General features: G+C 65.9%; 18 protein-coding genes. 9 read left to right on the top strand and 9 right to left on the bottom strand.

Annotated features, from left to right (window positions below; genetic code table 11):
• Positions 1 to 224 precede the first annotated feature (224 nt).
• The 5 genes from ACIBGM_RS12820 to ACIBGM_RS12800 all read left to right on the top strand — a co-directional run bounded on the left by ACIBGM_RS12820 (position 225) and on the right by ACIBGM_RS12800 (position 5,592).
• On the top strand, positions 225 to 1,079 hold the full coding sequence (locus tag ACIBGM_RS12820; protein WP_396385506.1) for a GntR family transcriptional regulator: 855 nt from the start codon (positions 225 to 227) through the stop codon (positions 1,077 to 1,079).
• Positions 1,076 to 1,753, top strand: coding sequence for an HAD family hydrolase (locus ACIBGM_RS12815; protein WP_396385505.1), 678 nt, complete (start codon positions 1,076 to 1,078; stop codon positions 1,751 to 1,753). The genes ACIBGM_RS12820 and ACIBGM_RS12815 overlap by 4 nt, the downstream gene beginning before the upstream one ends.
• A 197-nt stretch (positions 1,754 to 1,950) precedes the next feature.
• A complete protein-coding gene (locus ACIBGM_RS12810) occupies positions 1,951 to 3,798 on the top strand; it encodes a class I SAM-dependent DNA methyltransferase (protein WP_396385504.1) in 1,848 nt (615 codons plus the stop codon).
• A 26-nt stretch (positions 3,799 to 3,824) separates the two neighbouring features.
• Positions 3,825 to 4,772, top strand: coding sequence for a restriction endonuclease subunit S (locus ACIBGM_RS12805; protein ID WP_396385503.1), 948 nt, complete (start codon positions 3,825 to 3,827; stop codon positions 4,770 to 4,772).
• Positions 4,773 to 5,217: 445 nt separating this feature from the next.
• Positions 5,218 to 5,592 (top strand): VOC family protein, encoded by a 375-nt coding sequence (locus tag ACIBGM_RS12800; RefSeq protein WP_360519173.1) that lies wholly within the window; start codon positions 5,218 to 5,220, stop codon positions 5,590 to 5,592.
• A gap of 87 nt (positions 5,593 to 5,679) precedes the next feature.
• On the opposite strand, the gene ACIBGM_RS12795 is transcribed toward ACIBGM_RS12800, so the two are convergent.
• Positions 5,680 to 6,081: a VOC family protein gene (locus ACIBGM_RS12795; RefSeq protein WP_360519176.1), complete on the bottom strand. Its 402-nt coding sequence runs from the start codon at positions 6,079 to 6,081 to the stop codon at positions 5,680 to 5,682.
• 43 nt (positions 6,082 to 6,124) lie between these two features.
• Positions 6,125 to 6,565 carry a VOC family protein gene (locus ACIBGM_RS12790; RefSeq protein WP_360519179.1) on the bottom strand — a complete coding sequence of 147 codons (441 nt, stop codon included), beginning with the start codon at positions 6,563 to 6,565 and terminating at the stop codon, positions 6,125 to 6,127.
• Between the two features lie 111 nt (positions 6,566 to 6,676).
• Here ACIBGM_RS12790 and ACIBGM_RS12785 point away from each other — a divergent pair, with 111 nt between their 5' ends.
• On the top strand, positions 6,677 to 7,327 hold the full coding sequence (locus ACIBGM_RS12785) for a hypothetical protein (RefSeq protein WP_360519182.1): 651 nt from the start codon (positions 6,677 to 6,679) through the stop codon (positions 7,325 to 7,327).
• Between the two features lie 7 nt (positions 7,328 to 7,334).
• Here the strand turns inward: ACIBGM_RS12785 and ACIBGM_RS12780 are convergent, their stop codons facing one another.
• The 4 genes from ACIBGM_RS12780 to ACIBGM_RS12765 are packed head-to-tail and all read right to left on the bottom strand — an operon-like array spanning position 7,335 to position 10,181.
• Positions 7,335 to 7,739 carry a hypothetical protein gene (locus ACIBGM_RS12780; protein ID WP_360519185.1) on the bottom strand — a complete coding sequence of 135 codons (405 nt, stop codon included), beginning with the start codon at positions 7,737 to 7,739 and terminating at the stop codon, positions 7,335 to 7,337.
• 49 nt (positions 7,740 to 7,788) lie between these two features.
• Positions 7,789 to 8,673, bottom strand: coding sequence for a class I SAM-dependent methyltransferase (locus ACIBGM_RS12775; protein ID WP_360519188.1), 885 nt, complete (start codon positions 8,671 to 8,673; stop codon positions 7,789 to 7,791).
• Between the two features lie 12 nt (positions 8,674 to 8,685).
• A complete protein-coding gene (locus ACIBGM_RS12770; RefSeq protein ID WP_360519191.1) occupies positions 8,686 to 9,360 on the bottom strand; it encodes a response regulator transcription factor in 675 nt (224 codons plus the stop codon).
• A complete protein-coding gene (locus ACIBGM_RS12765; protein WP_360519194.1) occupies positions 9,357 to 10,181 on the bottom strand; it encodes a histidine kinase in 825 nt (274 codons plus the stop codon). The genes ACIBGM_RS12770 and ACIBGM_RS12765 overlap by 4 nt, the downstream gene beginning before the upstream one ends.
• A gap of 136 nt (positions 10,182 to 10,317) precedes the next feature.
• Between ACIBGM_RS12765 and ACIBGM_RS12760 the strand changes: the two genes are divergently transcribed.
• The 3 genes from ACIBGM_RS12760 to ACIBGM_RS12750 are packed head-to-tail and all read left to right on the top strand — an operon-like array spanning position 10,318 to position 14,153.
• Positions 10,318 to 11,025 (top strand): ABC transporter ATP-binding protein, encoded by a 708-nt coding sequence (locus ACIBGM_RS12760; RefSeq protein WP_360519197.1) that lies wholly within the window; start codon positions 10,318 to 10,320, stop codon positions 11,023 to 11,025.
• The gene (locus ACIBGM_RS12755) at positions 11,022 to 13,358 is read left to right on the top strand and encodes an FtsX-like permease family protein (RefSeq protein ID WP_360519199.1); all 2,337 of its coding nucleotides are present in this window, start codon (positions 11,022 to 11,024) and stop codon (positions 13,356 to 13,358) included. Before ACIBGM_RS12760 ends, ACIBGM_RS12755 begins: the two co-directional genes overlap by 4 nt.
• A 42-nt stretch (positions 13,359 to 13,400) precedes the next feature.
• Positions 13,401 to 14,153 carry a class I SAM-dependent methyltransferase gene (locus tag ACIBGM_RS12750; RefSeq protein ID WP_360519201.1) on the top strand — a complete coding sequence of 251 codons (753 nt, stop codon included), beginning with the start codon at positions 13,401 to 13,403 and terminating at the stop codon, positions 14,151 to 14,153.
• On the opposite strand, the gene ACIBGM_RS12745 is transcribed toward ACIBGM_RS12750, so the two are convergent.
• From ACIBGM_RS12745 to ACIBGM_RS12735, 3 genes are all read right to left on the bottom strand, one after another.
• The gene (locus ACIBGM_RS12745) at positions 14,126 to 14,920 is read right to left on the bottom strand and encodes a class I SAM-dependent methyltransferase (protein WP_360519204.1); all 795 of its coding nucleotides are present in this window, start codon (positions 14,918 to 14,920) and stop codon (positions 14,126 to 14,128) included. The genes ACIBGM_RS12750 and ACIBGM_RS12745 overlap by 28 nt on opposite strands.
• A gap of 69 nt (positions 14,921 to 14,989) precedes the next feature.
• A complete protein-coding gene (locus ACIBGM_RS12740) occupies positions 14,990 to 16,495 on the bottom strand; it encodes a LuxR C-terminal-related transcriptional regulator (RefSeq protein ID WP_396385499.1) in 1,506 nt (501 codons plus the stop codon).
• Positions 16,496 to 16,519: 24 nt separating this feature from the next.
• The gene (locus tag ACIBGM_RS12735; RefSeq protein ID WP_396385831.1) at positions 16,520 to 17,305 is read right to left on the bottom strand and encodes a nitroreductase/quinone reductase family protein; all 786 of its coding nucleotides are present in this window, start codon (positions 17,303 to 17,305) and stop codon (positions 16,520 to 16,522) included.
• Positions 17,306 to 17,448 lie beyond the last annotated feature (143 nt).

Genomic DNA, 17,448 nt, shown 5'->3' with positions numbered 1-17,448 from the left:
CCCGGGCGGTTTTTTTTGTGTTGGTTGGTGTTGTTCCCACCATCCCCCCAACCCCCCCCCCGGGGGGGGGGGGGGGGCCCCCCCCCCCCCCCCGCCACCTGGCTAGTCGGACTAGCCTGCCTAGCCAGATTTCCGTTAGCAGAAAGCTACATAGGCTGGCTAGCCAGGTCAAGCATCTGGACGGGATTGCCCTAGCCTGCCTAGTCAGCTAGTAGGCTTGCGGCATGGAGCAGCAGCTAGATCCGTCTGACCCGCGACCGCCGTTCAAGCAGGTCGCCAACGCTCTACGCGCGGCGATCCTCACGAAGAAGGTGAAGGCGGGAGAGAAGCTCCCGTCTCAGAACGAGCTCGCGACGCAATACGGCGTTGCGCGGATGACAATCCAGCAGGCACTGCGGATCTTGCGCGATGAGGGGTTGATCGTCTCTCGCGTCGGCAGCGGCGTGTACGTCCGCGAGCAGGCCGACCAGGCGGTCGGGCTACGTCCGCACATTGAAAAGGCGTTCGAGCACGACACTGTACGTATCGACTTCGCCGGACTAACCGGCGAAACGCTGCTCGGCGCGCTTGAGGAACCAATCGACCGGATCAGGCGTGGTCGCCTGACTCCCCAGTCGATCACCATCCGCATGCTTCTGCCGGACCTCAATCAGCCGATTGCTGTCCCGTCACGCGCTGGGGACACTCCTGGAGATGACCCCCGCGTCAGGGCCCGAGTGGCCGGAATTGCGCACCGATCGGCCGGGGAGATCGTGCAATCGGTCCGCGAGCTAGGCGAATTGGGACTCGTCCCGAAAACCGAGGTCGAAGCGCGTGTGATTGTCGGTCTGCCGATGATGTTTAAGCTCTACGCTTTGAACAATGAGGAGATCTTCTTCGGGTTCTATCCCGTCGTCGAGCGCGAGGTAGAAATCGAAGGAGAGACCATCCCGATATTTGATGCGGTCGGTAAAGACACGGTCCTTTTCCACCATTCGACCAGCGACAACGACCAGGCCACAGGGTCGCAGTACGTTGACCAAGCACGCCGATGGTTCGAGAGCCTTTGGGGCACCCTTGGGCAGGTTCGCGAACTGTGACTATTGACCCACTCGGGCAGTTGCTCGCCGCCGCCGAAGCAGTCCTCTTTGACTTCGACGGGCCGATCTGCTCCGTATTCGACGGCTATCCCGCCCAACGCATCACTGGCGAGCTTCGCGAGTTGGCCGGCGTGATTCCGCACGACCTGGACGTTGCCCTGCGAAAGGCGAGGGGTCCTCACGAGCTCCTTCTAGCAGCCGCCGACAATCCCCATCTCGCTGCCCGGCTTGAGAGTGCTTTGCAGGACGCTGAGCTGAGGGCGGTGGAGTCCGCCTTGCCGACTCCGGGCGCGGCAGAGTCGCTGGCCGCCTGCCAGCGTAGCGGGAAGTTGGTGGCGATCGTGAGCAACAACTATGCCGAAGCCGTGGTGCGCTATCTCAGCCGCACCGGCCTGACCGACCGAGTAGCTCACGTTGAGGGACGCGATCCCTCCGACCCGGCACTGATGAAACCCAGCCCTCACCTCATCGAGAACACCACCAGAGCGCTCGGCGTGCGCACGGCGGCCTGTGTCTTCATCGGCGACCAAACGAGCGACATGGAGGCGGGCCGGGGAGCTGGGACACACACCATCGGCTACGCCAACAAGCCCGGCAAAGCCAATGCGCTCTCAGCAGCTGGCGCTGATCTCATCGTGCGGACAATGACCGAAGTGGCTGCCGCCGTTCGTTGACGCCTGCCCGACCGAGCTCGACTGGTTACCGATGTCCCGCCAGTTCCTCGCAGGGACTGTGACCACCTCGCGTGTCCACGAGCCCTTGAAGACACCGATCGCCGCTCCGACAGCCAACAGCGCAGCCGAACGCCGCTCCCGTATGGCAGTGTTCTGCATGTCAGATGTGGCCGGTGTTGCGATGGGGTGGTTAGCGGATGGCAAACGAGCGTGAGACCGAAGACATGGTCGACGCCCTCTTGCGTGAATACGGATTCTATGACGACCCTGACGCGGTCGTAGTAGAGAAGCAGCAGAGCGTCATCGCAGCGATTCGCACTGCGTTATCAAAGGCCTCGAAGACAGGCAAGGGCGGCGCTGGCTATCCAGAGTTCATTATCACTGCCCCCGACACACCAGACATGGTCGTTGTCATCGAATGCAAGGCCAGTGTTTCAAAGCACGAGTCAAAAGATCGAGATCGGCCAGCAGAGTACGCCGTCGACGGAACTCTGCACTACGCTCGCTGGCTTTCACCTAAGTACACTGTGATCGCAATCGCCGTGTCAGGGACACCACAGGGAAGCAAATTTTCCGCATTCTTGATGCCACTCGGAGAGTCCGAGCCGAAACCGCTCGTGGCACCCAGCGGTGCCCCCATACAGAACATCGTGTCAATGGCCGACCTGATCGCGGCCGCCTCGTTCGATCCGACGGTACATGCGAGACGTACCCATGATCTCATCCAATTCAGCCAAGAAATGCACGAATTCATGCGGGACGAAGCAGAATTGGAAGAGAAGGAAAAGCCGCTGGCCGTAGCCGGCACGTTGATCGCATTAGGCAACGATGTGTTCGCGAAATCGTACGACCTCTACCAGGCCAAGGACCTTCCTGGTTTTTGGATGCAGACCATCAAAGATGAGGTCTCGAAGGCGAAGCTTCCCGTTCCAAAGATCGAGAACATGACGCAGCCTTTCACGAATATTGAGGTCCATCCTGAGCTCCGAAAGCCAACCAAAGGCTACCCAAAGGGTCTCCTAAACGAGATCATCACACTGCTCGCTGACAGAGTCCTGCCGTTCCTAACGATCTACCATGACTTCGATGTAGTTGGACAGTTCTACGGCGAGTTTCTGAAATACACCGGCGGTGACGGCAAGGGCCTCGGCATCGTGCTTACCCCCAAGCACGTCACGGAGCTCTTTTCGCTCATCGCGAATGTCTCTAAGGACGACACCGTCGTCGACATATGCGCAGGAACCGGCGGCTTCCTCATCTCGGCAATGATGAAGATGGCGAAGACAGCAACAACCAATGCCGAGATCGAATCCATTAAGCGTGACCGTCTCATCGGCGTTGAGCAACAGGCGACGATGTACGCCCTCGCTGCGTCCAACATGATTCTGCGGGGCGACGGTAAAGCAAACCTCTACCAAGGGTCGTGTTTCGATGTCGCGATCACCAAAGCTGTTAAAAGTCACAAGCCCAACATCGGTCTAATAAACCCACCTTACGCGAAATCGAAGGCGGATCTACACGAGTTGCGGTTCGTTGAGCACATGCTGGGCATGCTCGAAAAGCATGGAACCGGCGTCGCAATTGTCCCAGTGTCGTGTGCCACAGCGCCCTCGATCCACAAAGAGAACCTTCTAAAGAAGCACACCCTCGAGGCCGTGATGTCGATGCCGCCGGAAATCTTCCATCCGGTGGGCGTCGTGACCTGCGTGATGGTCTTCACTGCTGGCGTTCCCCACAAGACTTCAAACAAGAAGACGTGGTTCGGCTACTGGCGCGACGATGGGTTCGTCAAGATCAAGAACCTTGGGCGGGTTGATCGGGACCACACGTGGCCTCAGATCAGGGACCGATGGATAGACGCGTTTCGAAATCGTGAGGTTCACGCTGGCGAATCGGTAATGGCGGCGGTGACGGCGGATGACGAATGGGTCGCGGAGGCCTACATGGAGACGGATTATTCCACGCTGACGGAGGCCGACTTTCAAAAGGTACTCACAGACTACGCTCTCTTTACCCTCGGCAACAGCAATGGGGATGAGGACTGATGCCCCGCGTCAGCAATCTATTTTCTGTGACTTATGGCAACAAACTTGATATGAACAAGATGACGAGAGCTGACAGACTGACCGGGATCGCTTTCGTCGGTCGCAAGGGCGGCCTCGATGGCCATAGCGGGGTGTCAGGATTCGTACAACCAGTCCCAGGGCTCCAGCCGTACCAACGTGACCTTCTGACCGTCGCTCTCGGTGGCTCACGCCTCTTGTCATCATATGTTCAGCAGCGCCCGTTCTACACCGCACAAAACGTTGCCGTTCTGGAACCCCTAGACTCAAGCATGCCGCTATTGCATCGGCTCTATTATGCGATGTGCATCCGGCGCAATGCATTCCGGTATACAGCATTTGGTCGGGAAGCAAACCGGACGCTCGGCACCATACAGTTGCCGGATTTGGTCCCCGATTGGGTCGACAAGGCACAGATCCCAACTGTCGCCGGGCTGGCGAAGTCGGCCGCCCCGCACGTACCGTTAGGGGATCCGACCGCTTGGGCGAGCTTCGTTCTTGGTGATCTCTTCTCCATTTACAAAGGACGGCGATTGACCAAGGCCGCTCGCCTCCCAGGAGGCGTCCGCTTCATTGGCGCTTCCGAAAAGAATAACGGTATTACGGATATGAATGACGTCTCTCCGACATTCCAAGGCGGATGCCTCACGGTTCCCTATAACGGAAACTCTGTAGGATGGGCGTTCTATCAGGATGCGCCCTTCTTCGCCTGTGACGATGTAAACGTCTTGGTGCCGAAAACGCAGGTCTCCAAATGGTCGTTGCTGTTCGTGGCAGCAGTAATTAAGCATCTGCGATTCAGATACACTTACGGGTACAAGTGGACACTTGAGAGAATGCAGACAACATCCATCAATCTGCCAGGAACAACTGCCGGTGAGCCGGATTGGCAGTTCATGGAGTCGGTAATGCTCGGTTTGCCGTTCAGCGGCTCCTTGGGCGCGGAGGCAGGCTGAGCGTTGCAGTCTCCCTCGGCGGAGGCTTCGAGGCGGCAGCGGGGATGCAGGGATGCGGCGGGGGTCTCAAAGTGGGTCTCATCCGCCACGGTTCGGGACCGTTCGCCAGCGATCGTGGCTCACCGGATCCACGCTCCCGAAGGGGTTCCCGAACCACGCTGAACGACGACTTGCGGTCTTGGAAAGCGTGTTGGGGGCAACCCCTCACGAGTTCGAATCTCGTATCCTCCGCCACTCCCCGGAGTCGCATAGGGTCAGGTCAGAGGGCGGTCCCAGACTCACGGAGGACGAACACGAGCCGGGGCGGCTCCCACATCTGGGAGCCGCCCCGGAGTCGTTTGGTCTCGGTCTTGGTCTCAGTTGTTCCTAGGTTCTGTCTGACGGTCGAGCCCCTCAGCCACTTCTCCGTCTTCCGCTTGCCCTCCTGAGGGCGAGACTGTTCACCATGGCCGCTGACCAACTGTTCACCCGCCTGGCACCCGTCCTGAACGTCTCCGATCTCTCCGCCGAGCGCGCCTTCTACGAGAAGCTCGGTTTGCCGGTGATCTATGAGGGCGAGGAGTATCCCGACTTCATAGCCTTCGGGACGGACACGATCCACTTCGGCATCCAGCAGGCAACCGCCGAGAACGACCCACCGAGCGTCCTCACCTGGCAAATCGCCGTTTCCGACGTCGACGCGGCGGCTGAGCGGTGCCAGGCGGCAGGCCTGGAGTTCGAACTCGAACACAACAATCCAGCCCCCGGCTGGACCTACCGCCGTCTCCTCCTCCATACCCCCAGCGGCTACCGCCTCGCCCTCGAAGGCGAATCCGAGTAGGTGTCCGGGACCAGAGCGCAGGCCACGCCGTCATCTGGCGACTCATCGCCGAACCTGTAGGTCATTTCCCAGCGGTTCGGTGATGGGTCAGCGGCACAGGCAGAAGGGGTTGCCGTGTGGGTCGAGCATGACCCGGACGTGCTCCTGCGGCTGGTCCTCGGCGAGACTCGCGCCTGCCTGGAGGGCCCACGCGACCGCCTCATCGAGGTCGTCCACGCCTATGTCGAGGTGCATCGTCGCGTTCTGACCACCGGGCTTGCTCGGCCAGGTCGGCCGCTCGTGCTCCTGATCAGACTCGATGTTGATGCCGAGCAGCGTCCTGTCTGTCTCGCCCTCGGGCGGGTGAAGCTGGACCCAACCGCCCTTCGGCCCTTCGTCGACGATCCGCCAGCCAAGCAGCTGCTCATAAAACCTGGCCAGCTCCCGGGCGTGTGGAGCCGGTGCTGCCGTGATCGTGACGGCCCCAATCCGCATTCGCGGTCGTGTCATGCGGAGACCGTACCCCCGTTGTCTGTGCAGTGCCCGCTAGGCGTCAGGTGAGCTGTTCAGCGAGGCCGAGGATGATGCCGGCGGGGCCGCGAAGGTAGCAGAGGCGGTAGGTCTCGCTGAACTTGACGATCTCGCCGAGAAGTTCGGCGCCGTGAGTGCGGAGCCGGGCGACGGCATCCTCGATGTTGTCGACGGCGAACATGACGCGGTGCATGCCGAGGGTGTTGTGCGGCGGGTTGGGCGGGTTCGGGACGATCGCGGCAGGGATCAGGTACTGCGACAGCTCCAGGCGGCTGTGGCCGTCCGGAGTTCGCAGCATTGCGATCTCGCAGCGGACTTCGTCGATGCCGACTGTGCGGTCCGCCGCGGGGCCCTCGACCTGCGCACGGCCCTCCAGCTCCATGCCGAGCTCCACGAAGAACGCAACCGCAGCATCCATGTCGTCGACGACGATGCCGACGTTGTCCATCCGGTGCAGCGCCATGGTGATTCCCCTTCGTCACGCGACCCGTCGTGGCCGCTGGTGCACAGGGGACGGAGCCAAACCCACATTCTCGACACGCGGCGCGAGACTATTCGGGGTGAGGGGGTCGCGATGGGTGATGTGCTGAGTGTGCTGGCGGGGCAGGAGTTCGAGTGGGGGAAGCACGAGGCGTTGCGGCTGGATGCGCGGTATCGGAGGCGGCATCTTCCGTTGTTGAGGGATGGGGTGCGAGGGCCGCTTGGCCCGGATGTCGGGCCGGGAGAGTTCTGGCCGCCGGTGCGTTCGGTGGTCGTGCCGTTGCCTGATCCGCGGCCGGAGGCATTCTTGGCGGCGCTGGCTGATTCTCGCCTGTCCAACCTCGTCTGGTGGCGCGGGCTCGAGCTGAGGGCGGATCGGGTGCATGCGACCTTGGTGCATGGAAGCGACGAGCCGCGGGTGCTCGACGGACCGATCGATCTCGTTGTGCGCGGGCCGTGGATCGGGCAGTTCAACACCGGGCGGATCTACCTTCCGGTCGAGCCGGCGGATGAGCGGGCCGTACGAGCGCTTGACGTGGAGCGTCCGCTGCTGGCGGGCTATCTGCAGCTGACGTCGGACGTGACCGGCGCCGAGTACGCCGAGCTTCGCGACCTGGTAGCGGTGTTCCAGCCGGCACGGACAAAGGTGCGGGTCGATCGATTCCTGGTGCTGGAGACGATGGACGACCTCGCGCTGAGGTCCCGGGTCGTGAACCTGCAGCTGGAGCAGGGCCGCGAGGAGTAAGGATCCCTCAATGCAGGGTTCGGACTGTGGTTCGGCCGTGGATCATGAGGAGGTGGCCGTCGGGACGGAGTTGGAGGACGGTGCCGGGACGGCGGGAGTCGATGAGGTAGGTCTCGTGGCCGTCCTGGTTTCGGGTGGTGAATCGGCCGTTGGCGTCGATCGCGGCCGACGAGTTCGGCCAGCCGGTGATGTTCGTGCTCCACAGGACGGTCTTGCTGTTCTGGAGCAGGACGAGGTTGCCGTCCGGGCGCATCTCCACGGTGTACACCCGGTTCGTGGCGTACAGGGTCACGTCGGCGCTGAGCTCACTGCCCCGCATCAGGGTGCCGATCGCCCGGGTGGCCGGTCCGGCCGCCGCGGTCCGGCTACGAGGGCCATCGGCAACAACGATCACGGCTCCCGCAACCGCCACCACGGCGAGCGCAGGCGCCAGCCACCTCCAAGTCGACGTCCCATGCCCTCTAGACGCGCGGGCTACCCCCGGTTGCTGCGTCAGTGGCCAGGACCCGCATCGAACCGCTCGTCACGCGGACCTGCCGCCCGCGGAGGAAGCCCAGGTTCTCGACACGCGGGATCAACCGGGACACAGGATCGAGGAGCTCACGCAGACGGCCGGCGACGAACGGAACAGCGTAGTACTGGTAGGCGGGGTCGACCGCGAGGGTAGAGAAGCCGGTGCGACGCAGCAGTTCGGTGATCGTGACCGGGTCGTAGTAGCTGACGTGCTCGGGGATCTTGAACGAGACCCACCGCGGCCCGGAGACCCGGGCCAGCAGGCTCTTGATGTTCGGCGTGACGAGCACGATCACGCCGCCCGGATTCAACAGCCGTGCCGCTGACGACAGGAAGGCGCCCGGATCCGTGACGTGCTCGATCAGGTGCGAGCCGAAGATGACGTCATACTTCTGCTCCTGGATCTCCGCGACCTCGTCGAGCATCCCGCAGAACACCCGGCCGGGAAATCGCTCGGCCGCCCACTTGATCGCGGTCGGCGAGAGGTCGACGCCGTAGACGTCGTACCCGGCGTCGGCAGCGCACTGGAGGAAGTAGCCGTACCCGCAGCCCACTTCGAGCACCCGGCCCGACGGCACGAACTCCGCGATCCGCCGGACGTCCGCACGGAACGTCGCCAGGTACTCGCGCTCCTGGCTCTCGTACTCCGAGTACCCCGAGCCGCCGTCCCCGTCGAAGTACGACGATCCCTCGTAGAGCGCACGCAGTGTCTCGGGCGTGGGAGTCGGCACGAGCTGCACGAGCCCGCAGGCCGCGCACTCCTTGATCTCGTAGCCCTCCTTGGCTCCACGAGGTCGGAACGGCCCTGTCGCAGAGCAGAGGATGCATGTCATGGACACACCCTGCTAGCGATCGCCCGGAGATACCAGCCCTGTCTCGTAAGCAAGTACGACTGCCTGCGCGCGATCACGCAGCGACAGCTTCGCGAAGATGCGGGCGACATGGGTCTTCACCGTCGCTTCGCTGAGCGTCAGCTCGGTCGCGAGCTCCGCGTTGGACAGGCCGTGCCCCATCAGTGTGAGCACCTCGAGCTCGCGCGGCGTGAGGACTGCAAGATCCCTGTGTACGGCGGGCTGCTGCACCGGCCCCTGGTCGCCGGTCGCGAACCGCTCCACCAGCCGCCGTGTGATCGACGGCGCGAGCAACGCGTCCCCGGTGTTGACCAGGCGGACCGCTGCCGCCAGGTGCTCCGGCGTCACGTCCTTCAGAAGGAACCCGCTGGCGCCTGCGGCCAAGGCGGCGTACACGTAGCGATCCAGGTCGAACGTCGTGAGCATCAGCACCCGGCAGTCCGGCGACTCGGCCAGGATGCGCCGGGTGGCTTCCAGACCGTCCATCGTCGGCATCCGGATGTCCATGAGTACGACGTCGGGCCGCAGCCGCCGTACCGACTCGACGGCCTCGTGTCCGTCGGCGGCCTCACCGACCACCTCGATCCCGCGCGCAGTCAGGATCATCCGGAACCCGATCCGCACCAAAGCTTGATCGTCTGCGATCACCACGCGCGGCTCGACCGTCACGGCCGCTCCAACGGAATCTTCGCGCGCACCCGGAACCCGCCGCCGAGTCTCCTCCGTGCGTCGAGGTCCCCGCCGTACACGGCCACTCGCTGCCGCAGGCCCAACAGTCCGCGACCCTCCCCTTCCGACCGCGGTGCACGACCGCCGGACAGCACGCTGGGCCCGGTGTTGAGTACCTCGACCCGCAGCGCGTGGTCGGTGTACCGCACCGTCACCTCCGCCTTCACCCCGTCACCGTGCTTGAGCGCGTTGGTCAGCGCCTCCTGGATGATCCGGTACGCCGTGACGTCGACGCCGGCGGGCAGCGGCCGGGGCTCACCCGAGATGCGCACCTCGACCGGCAGCCCGGCAAATGCGATCCGATCTATCAACGGACTCAGCCGACTCAGGCTCGGCTGCGGCGACAACTCGTCTGCCGAGGCCGACGCTGCCGACGAGCCCGACGAGCCCGAGGCCGTGCCGTCCGCCGACGGCGCGAGCAGGCCGAGCAGATGCCGGAGCTCGGTCATCGTGTCCCGGCCGGCCGCCTCCACCGCGAGGAGTGCCGCCTCGGCCTCGGCCGGTTCGCCCAGCACGTGCCGGGCGGCGCCGGCCTGGATCACCATCACGCTCACGTTGTGGCTGACGATGTCGTGCAGGTCCTGGGCGATCCTGGCCCGCTCTGCGTCGACCGCGCTCTGGGCCGCGCTCTCGCGTTCGCGTTCGAGTAGCCAGCCGCGTTCCTCGAGCGCCCGGGCGTGCGCCCGCCGGGCCCGGACGAGCGCGACCGCGAGCGCGACCGCCGCCAGGCAGGCGATGACGAGCAACCAGGTCGTGATCACAGGACCACTGTCCCAAGGGCCCGGTGAATCCGCATCATCCGCAGGTGGCACGCCGTACATCCCCAGGATGACGGGGCCCGCACGTTACGCCCGCAGGCTGACGTACGGCGCCCGCCGGCAGCCCTAGCGTGAAGGCATGACGGATGCAGAAGGCAACGAACAGGCGGTCGTGCGGCTCACCGAGGTCCGCAAGGAGTACGGCGAGTCCGTCGCACTGGACGGGGTGTCGCTGGAGATTCGCGCCGGTGAGGCGGTCGCGGTGATGGGACCGTCCGGCAGCGGCAAGTCCACGCTGCTCAGCATGGTGGCCGGGCTGGACCGGCCGACCTCCGGATCCGTCGTGGTACACGGCGAGGACCTGGGCGCGCTGGACGAGAAGGGCCTGGCGCTGTACCGGCGCCGGCGGATCGGGATGATCTTCCAGTTCTTCAACCTGCTCGACGACCTGTCGGCGCTGGACAACGTCGCACTGGCCGCGCAGCTCACCGGCACCTCCGCGACGCACGCCCGCAAACGCGCACTCGAGCTCTTCGAGGAGCTCGGCATCGCCGCACGACGCAACACCTACCCGGCCCAGCTCAGCGGCGGCGAGCGCCAGCGGGTCGCGGTCGCCAGGGCGCTGATGAACCGCCCTGCCGTGCTGCTCGCCGACGAACCCACCGGCGCGCTGGACACCAGGGCCGGCGAACAGGTGATGGACCTCCTGCTCGACCTCAACCAGATCGGCCAGACCCTGCTGCTCGTCACCCACGACCAGCAACTCGCCACCCGCTGCGCGAGCCGGCTGATCGAGGTCGTCGACGGACAGGTCGCCCGCGAACGCAGTCTGGAGCCGACGCTGTGAGCGCCGTGTGGCCGGTCTCCCGGGCCGCGGTACGGCGCCGCCGGCTGCAGACGGTCGTGATCGGAGTGGTTGTCGGATTGTCGACAACCATGATCGTGGTCGCCTTGGGGCTGCTCGCCGCCTCCACTGGACCCTTCGAACAGGCATACGCGCGGCAAAGCGGCGCGCACCTGGTGGCGTCGTACGACCGGAGCAAGGTCTCCGACACGCAGCTGACCGAGGCCGCGGGCAAGGCCGAGGCGACAGCGGGACCGTTCGGCCTCGCCGACCTGGAGCTGAACATGGGTGGACCCCCGATGCCGCTCGTGGTCGTCGGTCGCGCGGACCCCGGTGGCGCGGTCGACCGGCTCAACGTGTGGGAGGGGCGCTGGCCGGACAAGCCCGGTGAGATCGTGCTCAACCGGAACCCGATCGAGACCAGCAACCAACGCGGTGCGGCGAAGGTCGGGACCGAGCTCACGACCGGCAGCACCAAGCTGACCGTTGTCGGGTTCGCCTACAGTGTCAGCAAGTCGGGCGACGCCTGGGTCACGCCCGAGCAGATGACTGCGCTGAAGCCGACCATCACGCAGATGCTCTACCGCTTCTCCCCGGCTTCGACCAACGCGGACGTCACCGCCGGTCAGGCCGCGGTGACCGCGGGCCTTCCGTCCGCCGCGCTGCTCGGCACGCAGTCCTATCTCGCGCTCAAGGCCACCGCTGCCGGTGAGCCGAACACGTTCGTCCCGTTCCTGCTGGTGTTCGGGTGGATCGGCCTGATCGTCGCCGTACTGATCGTCGCGAACGTGGTCAGTGGCGCGGTGGTGGCCGGCTTCCGGCACATCGGCGTACTCAAGGCGCTGGGATTCACGCCGACGCAGGTGATGACGGTCTATCTCGCGATGATCTCCATCCCGGCGATCGTCGGCTGCGCGCTGGGCACTTTGCTCGGCAATGTGCTCGCGACCTCCTTGCTGACCAGGGCTTTCGAGAACTACGGCGCCGAGGGGCTTGGCGTCCCGCTCTGGGTCGACGTGGCGGCGTTGCTCGGCGTACCGCTGCTGGTCGCTCTGTCTGCGCTCGTGCCCTCGCTGCGGGCTCGTGGGTTGTCGGCCGCTGAGGCGATCAGCGCGGGAAGTGCGCCGCGGGCCGGGCGAGGTCTGCGGGCCCAGCGCTGGCTGAGCGGGACTCGGTTGCCGCGAGCAATCAGTCTGGGACTCGGCCTGCCGTTCGCCCGTCCTGCGCGTACGGCGTTGACGCTGGCGGCCGTCGTACTCGGCGTCACGAGCGTGACGTTGGCGGTCGGCCTCGGTACGTCGTTGACGAACTACCAGACCGCGGCGAGCCGCGCCGGCGCCGTCGACGTGACGATGTTCGCCGGAATCGAGGAGGGCAACGGTGCTGGGCCTGCTCCGGGGAGCACCGCGCCGCAGCGGCAGCTGGCCAAGCTGAGTGACCCGGCGGACGAGGCGTTGCTGCGATCGACGTCCGGCGCTGCGTACGTGACGGCCAGTCGGGACCTGCCGATGCGGCTCGCCGGGACGAACCAGGAGCTCCGGGTCGCCTTCTACCGTGGCGATTTCACGCAGATCGGCTTCCGGCTGCTGGAGGGAAAGTGGTTCGACGGGCCGGGCCAGGTGGTCGTGTCCGAGCGGTTCCTCAAGCAGCGCGGGCTGTCGGTCGGTGACACGATCACGCTGGAGTCGAAAGGGAAGCGCGCCCAGGTTCAGATCGTCGGCAAGGCGCTGTACAACTCGGGCGACGAGGTGCTGTCCAACTGGCAGACGCTTGCGCTGATCGCACCGGACCTGCGGGCGAACATCTACGAGATCCAACTCGATCCCGGCACCGACATCGACGCCTACGTGAAGGCCGTCCAGGCGGGCGACCCCGGGCTGGAAGAGGTCCCCGGTCAGGATCCGGGCACGTTCGTCGCGGTGGTCCTTGCCACCGTCATCCTGCTCACGCTGATGCTCGGCACCGTGGCCGCGCTCGGCGTCTTCAATACCGTCGTACTCAACACCCGCGAACGCCGCCGCGACCTCGGCATGCTCAAGTCCATCGGCATGACTCCCGGCCAGGTCACCGTCATGGTGGTCACCTCGATGGCCGCATTGGGCGCCCTCGGCGGAGTCCTGGGCATCCCCCTCGGCATCCTCGCCCACCGCCTGGTCGTCCCCGCCATGGCCAACGGCGCCCAGGTCGCCATCCCCGACTTCATGCTCGACGTCTACCCCCTCCCCCTCCTCGCCCTCTTCGTCCTCTCCGGCATCCTCCTGGCAGCCCTAGGCGCCTACCTCCCAGCCCGAACCGCCGCCCACACCACCATCGCCAAGGTCCTCCACAACGAGTAGATCCAGCTGACCGGCGGCCTCGTTGTGGGGGAGACTCGGCGGGTGGATGAGGCTGTGCGGGGTAATCGGGTGGCTTGGGAGACGGCGTCTCAGAAGCACATTCGGGAGTACGACGAACTGCTCGAGGAGGCGCTGAGTGGGCCGCGGCTGTTCGAGCGGGAAGCTGAGCTGCTGCAGCCGTTGCTCGATCGCCGGCCGACGGTTGTGCACTTTCAGAGTGGGCATGGGCTCGACGACGTGGCCTTGGTGAACGCGGGGGCCGATCGGGTCGTCGGAGTGGATTACAGCTCGGTGGCTGCAGGGGCGGCTCAGCGGCGGGCGGTCGAACTGGGGGTGAGTTGCCGGTACGTCGTCGCCGAAGTCCCCGGCGTACCGGTGCAGGACGGTTGCGCGGATCTCGTCTACACCGGCAAGGGTGCGCTGATCTGGATGCGCGACATCGACGCGTGGGCACAGGACGTGGCGCGAGTACTGCGACCAGGCGGCCACCTGTTCGTCTACGAGGCGCACCCGGCCGTGCCGTTGTGGACGTGGGACGAGGACGAGCCGCGGATCCGCCCGGACCGCAGCTACTTCGCCGAGTCGCACATCAACGACACGTTCCCCGCCAACGGCGCACGCGAATGGCAGTGGAACCTCGGCCACATCGTCACGGCCGTCACTGCTGCCGGCCTCCGCCTCGAAACCCTCGAGGAGTACGCCGAACCCTTCTGGCGACCCGCGGACGGACATGCCGCCGCTGCCTGGGCCGGCCGCCTCCCGAACGCCTACGCGCTGCTGGCCAGCCGCCCCTGAATCACCAGGTACTCCGCGGGCAGCACGGAGTCATAAGAGGCGAACAGCTCCACGAGATCGTCTCGAAGCTCCGGCCACCGATCACCCAACGCCGCCCGTGCCATCACGACCGGCCCGAACTTCGTCGCGTAGAACTCAGCCGCCGCTGCAGGCGAGGAATGCCGGATCACAGCCACCTCGCGGGCGAACCGTAGCGAGATTCCGGTGCCCTCGAACAGCTCGCGCACGTGGTCCTCATCGCCCCAGCCGAGCGGCGGATCGACGTACGACGGATCCGGCGGGAAGTATCCGCCGACGACCCGGAAGAAGTCACCGATCGCGCCGGACGCGGTCCACGTGCACACCCCCATCCGCCCGTCCGGCCGTAGTACCCGGGCGATCTCGTCGGCGACCACCTCGTGCCTTGGCGCCAACATGCAGCCGAAGGTGGACAGCACCACATCGAAGCTCCGAGCCGGGTAAGGCAGCTCCTCCGCATCGCCCTCGACCCACGAGATGTCCAGACCAGATGCCCGTTCCCGAGCCGTCGCGAGCATCGCCGGAGTCAGGTCGAGCCCGGTCACCCGCGCCCCGGCACGAGCCGCCGGGATCGTCGCATTCCCTGTCCCACAAGCGACATCGAGCACATCCTCGCCGGACTGCACGTCCACGGCCTGCACCAGCCGCTCACCGACGACGTACAGACCCTCCTGACGCATCATCGCGTCGTAGTCCCCGGTCGCCCAGGTCGTCCGCACCGATTCCTTGTACTCCGCCAACTGCTGCATGGCACCCAGGATCGGCGCACCACGACCCCACCGCGTCGCCCGGAGCAGCCAACTCCGGACATGGCCTGCTCAGGCCATCAACCCCAGCTGGGTAGCGCGAGAGACGGCCGCCGCCCGGGTCGAGCAGCCCAACCGCGCATAGATGTTGGCCACATGCCGATGCACCGTGTGCTCGCTGATCACCAGCCGAGCCGCGATCTCCCGGTCGCCCAGCCCGGCCGCCACCAGACGCAGTACCGCTACCTGCCGCGTGGTGAGCGTCCCACCGCGGGGCACTCGAGCCAGCTCCGCCCGAGCGCGATCGACGTCGTACGGCGCCAGGTACAACTCGCACGCGTCCTCGAAGCAAACATTCGCCGCCTCGTGCTCGCCAAGAGCGGCCGCATACAGGCCTTCCAGAAAGCGCGCCGCCGCCCGCAGCGGCCGCGTCCCCACCGTCAGCGCGATCCTGCGGAACTCCTCGAGATGCACGCCGGCCGCCTCGACCTCCCCCAGCGCAGTCTCCGCCCGGACGAGCAACTCGAGCGGCCACGCGCGATCCACAGACCCCTCAGCCGGCAGTTGCCGCAGTACTCGCTCCAGCACGACCCGCGCGGCCTCCGGATCGCCGCGGTCCAGACTCAGCTCGGCCAGTCCGCGCTTCGCCAACGGATGCCACGGCACGTCGTTGAACAGAGACTCGGCCTCCATCAGCCGCCCCTGCCGCCTGCGCAGCTCACCGAGTCGTACGACCGCCTCAGCCCGCCAGTACGGTCGGTTCGCCGTCAGATCCTGCTGCGCTCCGGCCAGCTCCTCCTCTGCCTCGCTCTCGCGCCCGTACCAACCGAGGATCGCGGCGTAGTGCGCCCGGCAGACCCCGTGGACGAACCGCGCCTCCATCCGCCGGCTGAACTCCTCCACCTGCCGGCACCACTGCGCGCCGCGCTCGTAGTCGCGAACCTCCTCACACACCTGCATCAACCGGCAGCACGTCCAGGCAGCCGGCGCGAGGTTCTCGTACTCGCCACCAAGGGCAGCAGCCGTCGCCTCGTCGAGGCACCGCATCCCCTGCTCGACGGCACCCTCGGTCACCAGCGCAACGCCTTCGGTCGCGAGGCTGAACATCTCCAGATCCACAGCCCGATGCCGTCGCCCGATCTCCTCAGCCTGCACGGCGAGCTGCCGCGCCCGACCGGTCTCCTGCCGGCCGAGCGCGGCGTTTGCATCGAACACCGTGAGCCAGCCGCGCTCCGGACAGTCCAAGTCGCCGAGCAACCGCGCGGCCCGGTTGAACCAGCCCTCAGCCACCGCCCCGGCACCGTGGAACTCGTTCTGGTCGTCACCGAGCCACAAGGCCATCCGAGCCGCGCCCCGTACGTCATCGGCCTTCCGGTACAGCCGATACGCCTGCTCACGCGCCTGCAGACAAGCAGCCACGTCCTCCAACCACCAGTTGGCCCAGCTCAGCCCTTCGTACGCCTCAGCAGTAGCCGCAGCCTCGATCGCGCGCCCGAACTGCAGCCGAGCGTCCGGCCAGGCGCCCCGCGACAGGGCGGCCCGGCCGGCCTCGACGGCGTCGTCGTACACGCGTCCCACGCTGCCATGGAACCAATCGGCGCACTACAGGTAAGCCAGCAGCGTGGCCTCCTCATGGTCCAGGTGGGCGTTCAGAGCATCGATCAGCCGATCCACTTGCGAGACGAGGTCAGGCGATGGATCGGACAGCTGCTTCTCCAGCTCCTCCAGGAGTACGGCGATCCGGTCGTGCTCGGACTGCAGTACGGCGATGGTGTCGGCCAGCTCGGGATGCTGGTCGGCCAGAGCCGGGAACAGGCCAAGGGACTCGCCGGTGTGATGGTTGTGCAGCCCCTGGCAGACGGTCAGGCAGTTGATCCGGAGCTGGGCGCCGAGGCCGGCTGTGCCCGAGGTGGCGACCTCCTTGCGGATCAACTCGAGCTCGCGGCGGAACACCGTGTGGATGCTCTTCAAGAAGTCGGCCACGGAGCCCGTGAAGCTGGGCGGTCCGGGCGGCTGGACCAGTGCTACGACCGGGATGGTCCGGGTCGTTCGCTCCTGGTACTCACCCCACCCGGCGTCGGCCTCGACGAGCCGGGCGAACACCTCGTCGCGCTCGGCGTCGCGCAGTACGACGGCCGTCGCCGGGTAGGTGAACAGGCCGGTCTCGACGGTGACCTCGGGGTTGGCGACCACGTTGTGGTACCAGTCCGGATGCCTGGGTCCGCCGCCGGCCGAGCCGACGACGAGGACGCGGTCCCCGTCCGGGTAGTACCCGAGGATCGCGGTGTGTTGCTTGCCCGAGCGAGCGCCAGTGGTCGTCAGCAGCAGGTACCTGCCGTCGCCGATCTGGCCGGCGTTCGCGCGGAAGCTCTCGATGATTTCGTTCAGGATTCGCTTCTCTCTCGATGGTTTCGGGCATGCGGAAATGACCTTGTCAGCAAGGAGAAACGAGGGCGGGCCGCGAGCGGCCGCACCGGCGCTCAGAAGGCAGCCGGGAACCCGACTCGTGAATGGCCCCGAAGGACCGACCC

This window comes from Kribbella sp. NPDC050470 (genome assembly GCF_044458365.1).
GTDB lineage: Bacteria > Actinomycetota > Actinomycetes > Propionibacteriales > Kribbellaceae > Kribbella.
The sequence above is the reverse complement of the archived record's forward strand: the minus strand, read 5'-3'. Positions and strand labels throughout refer to the sequence as shown.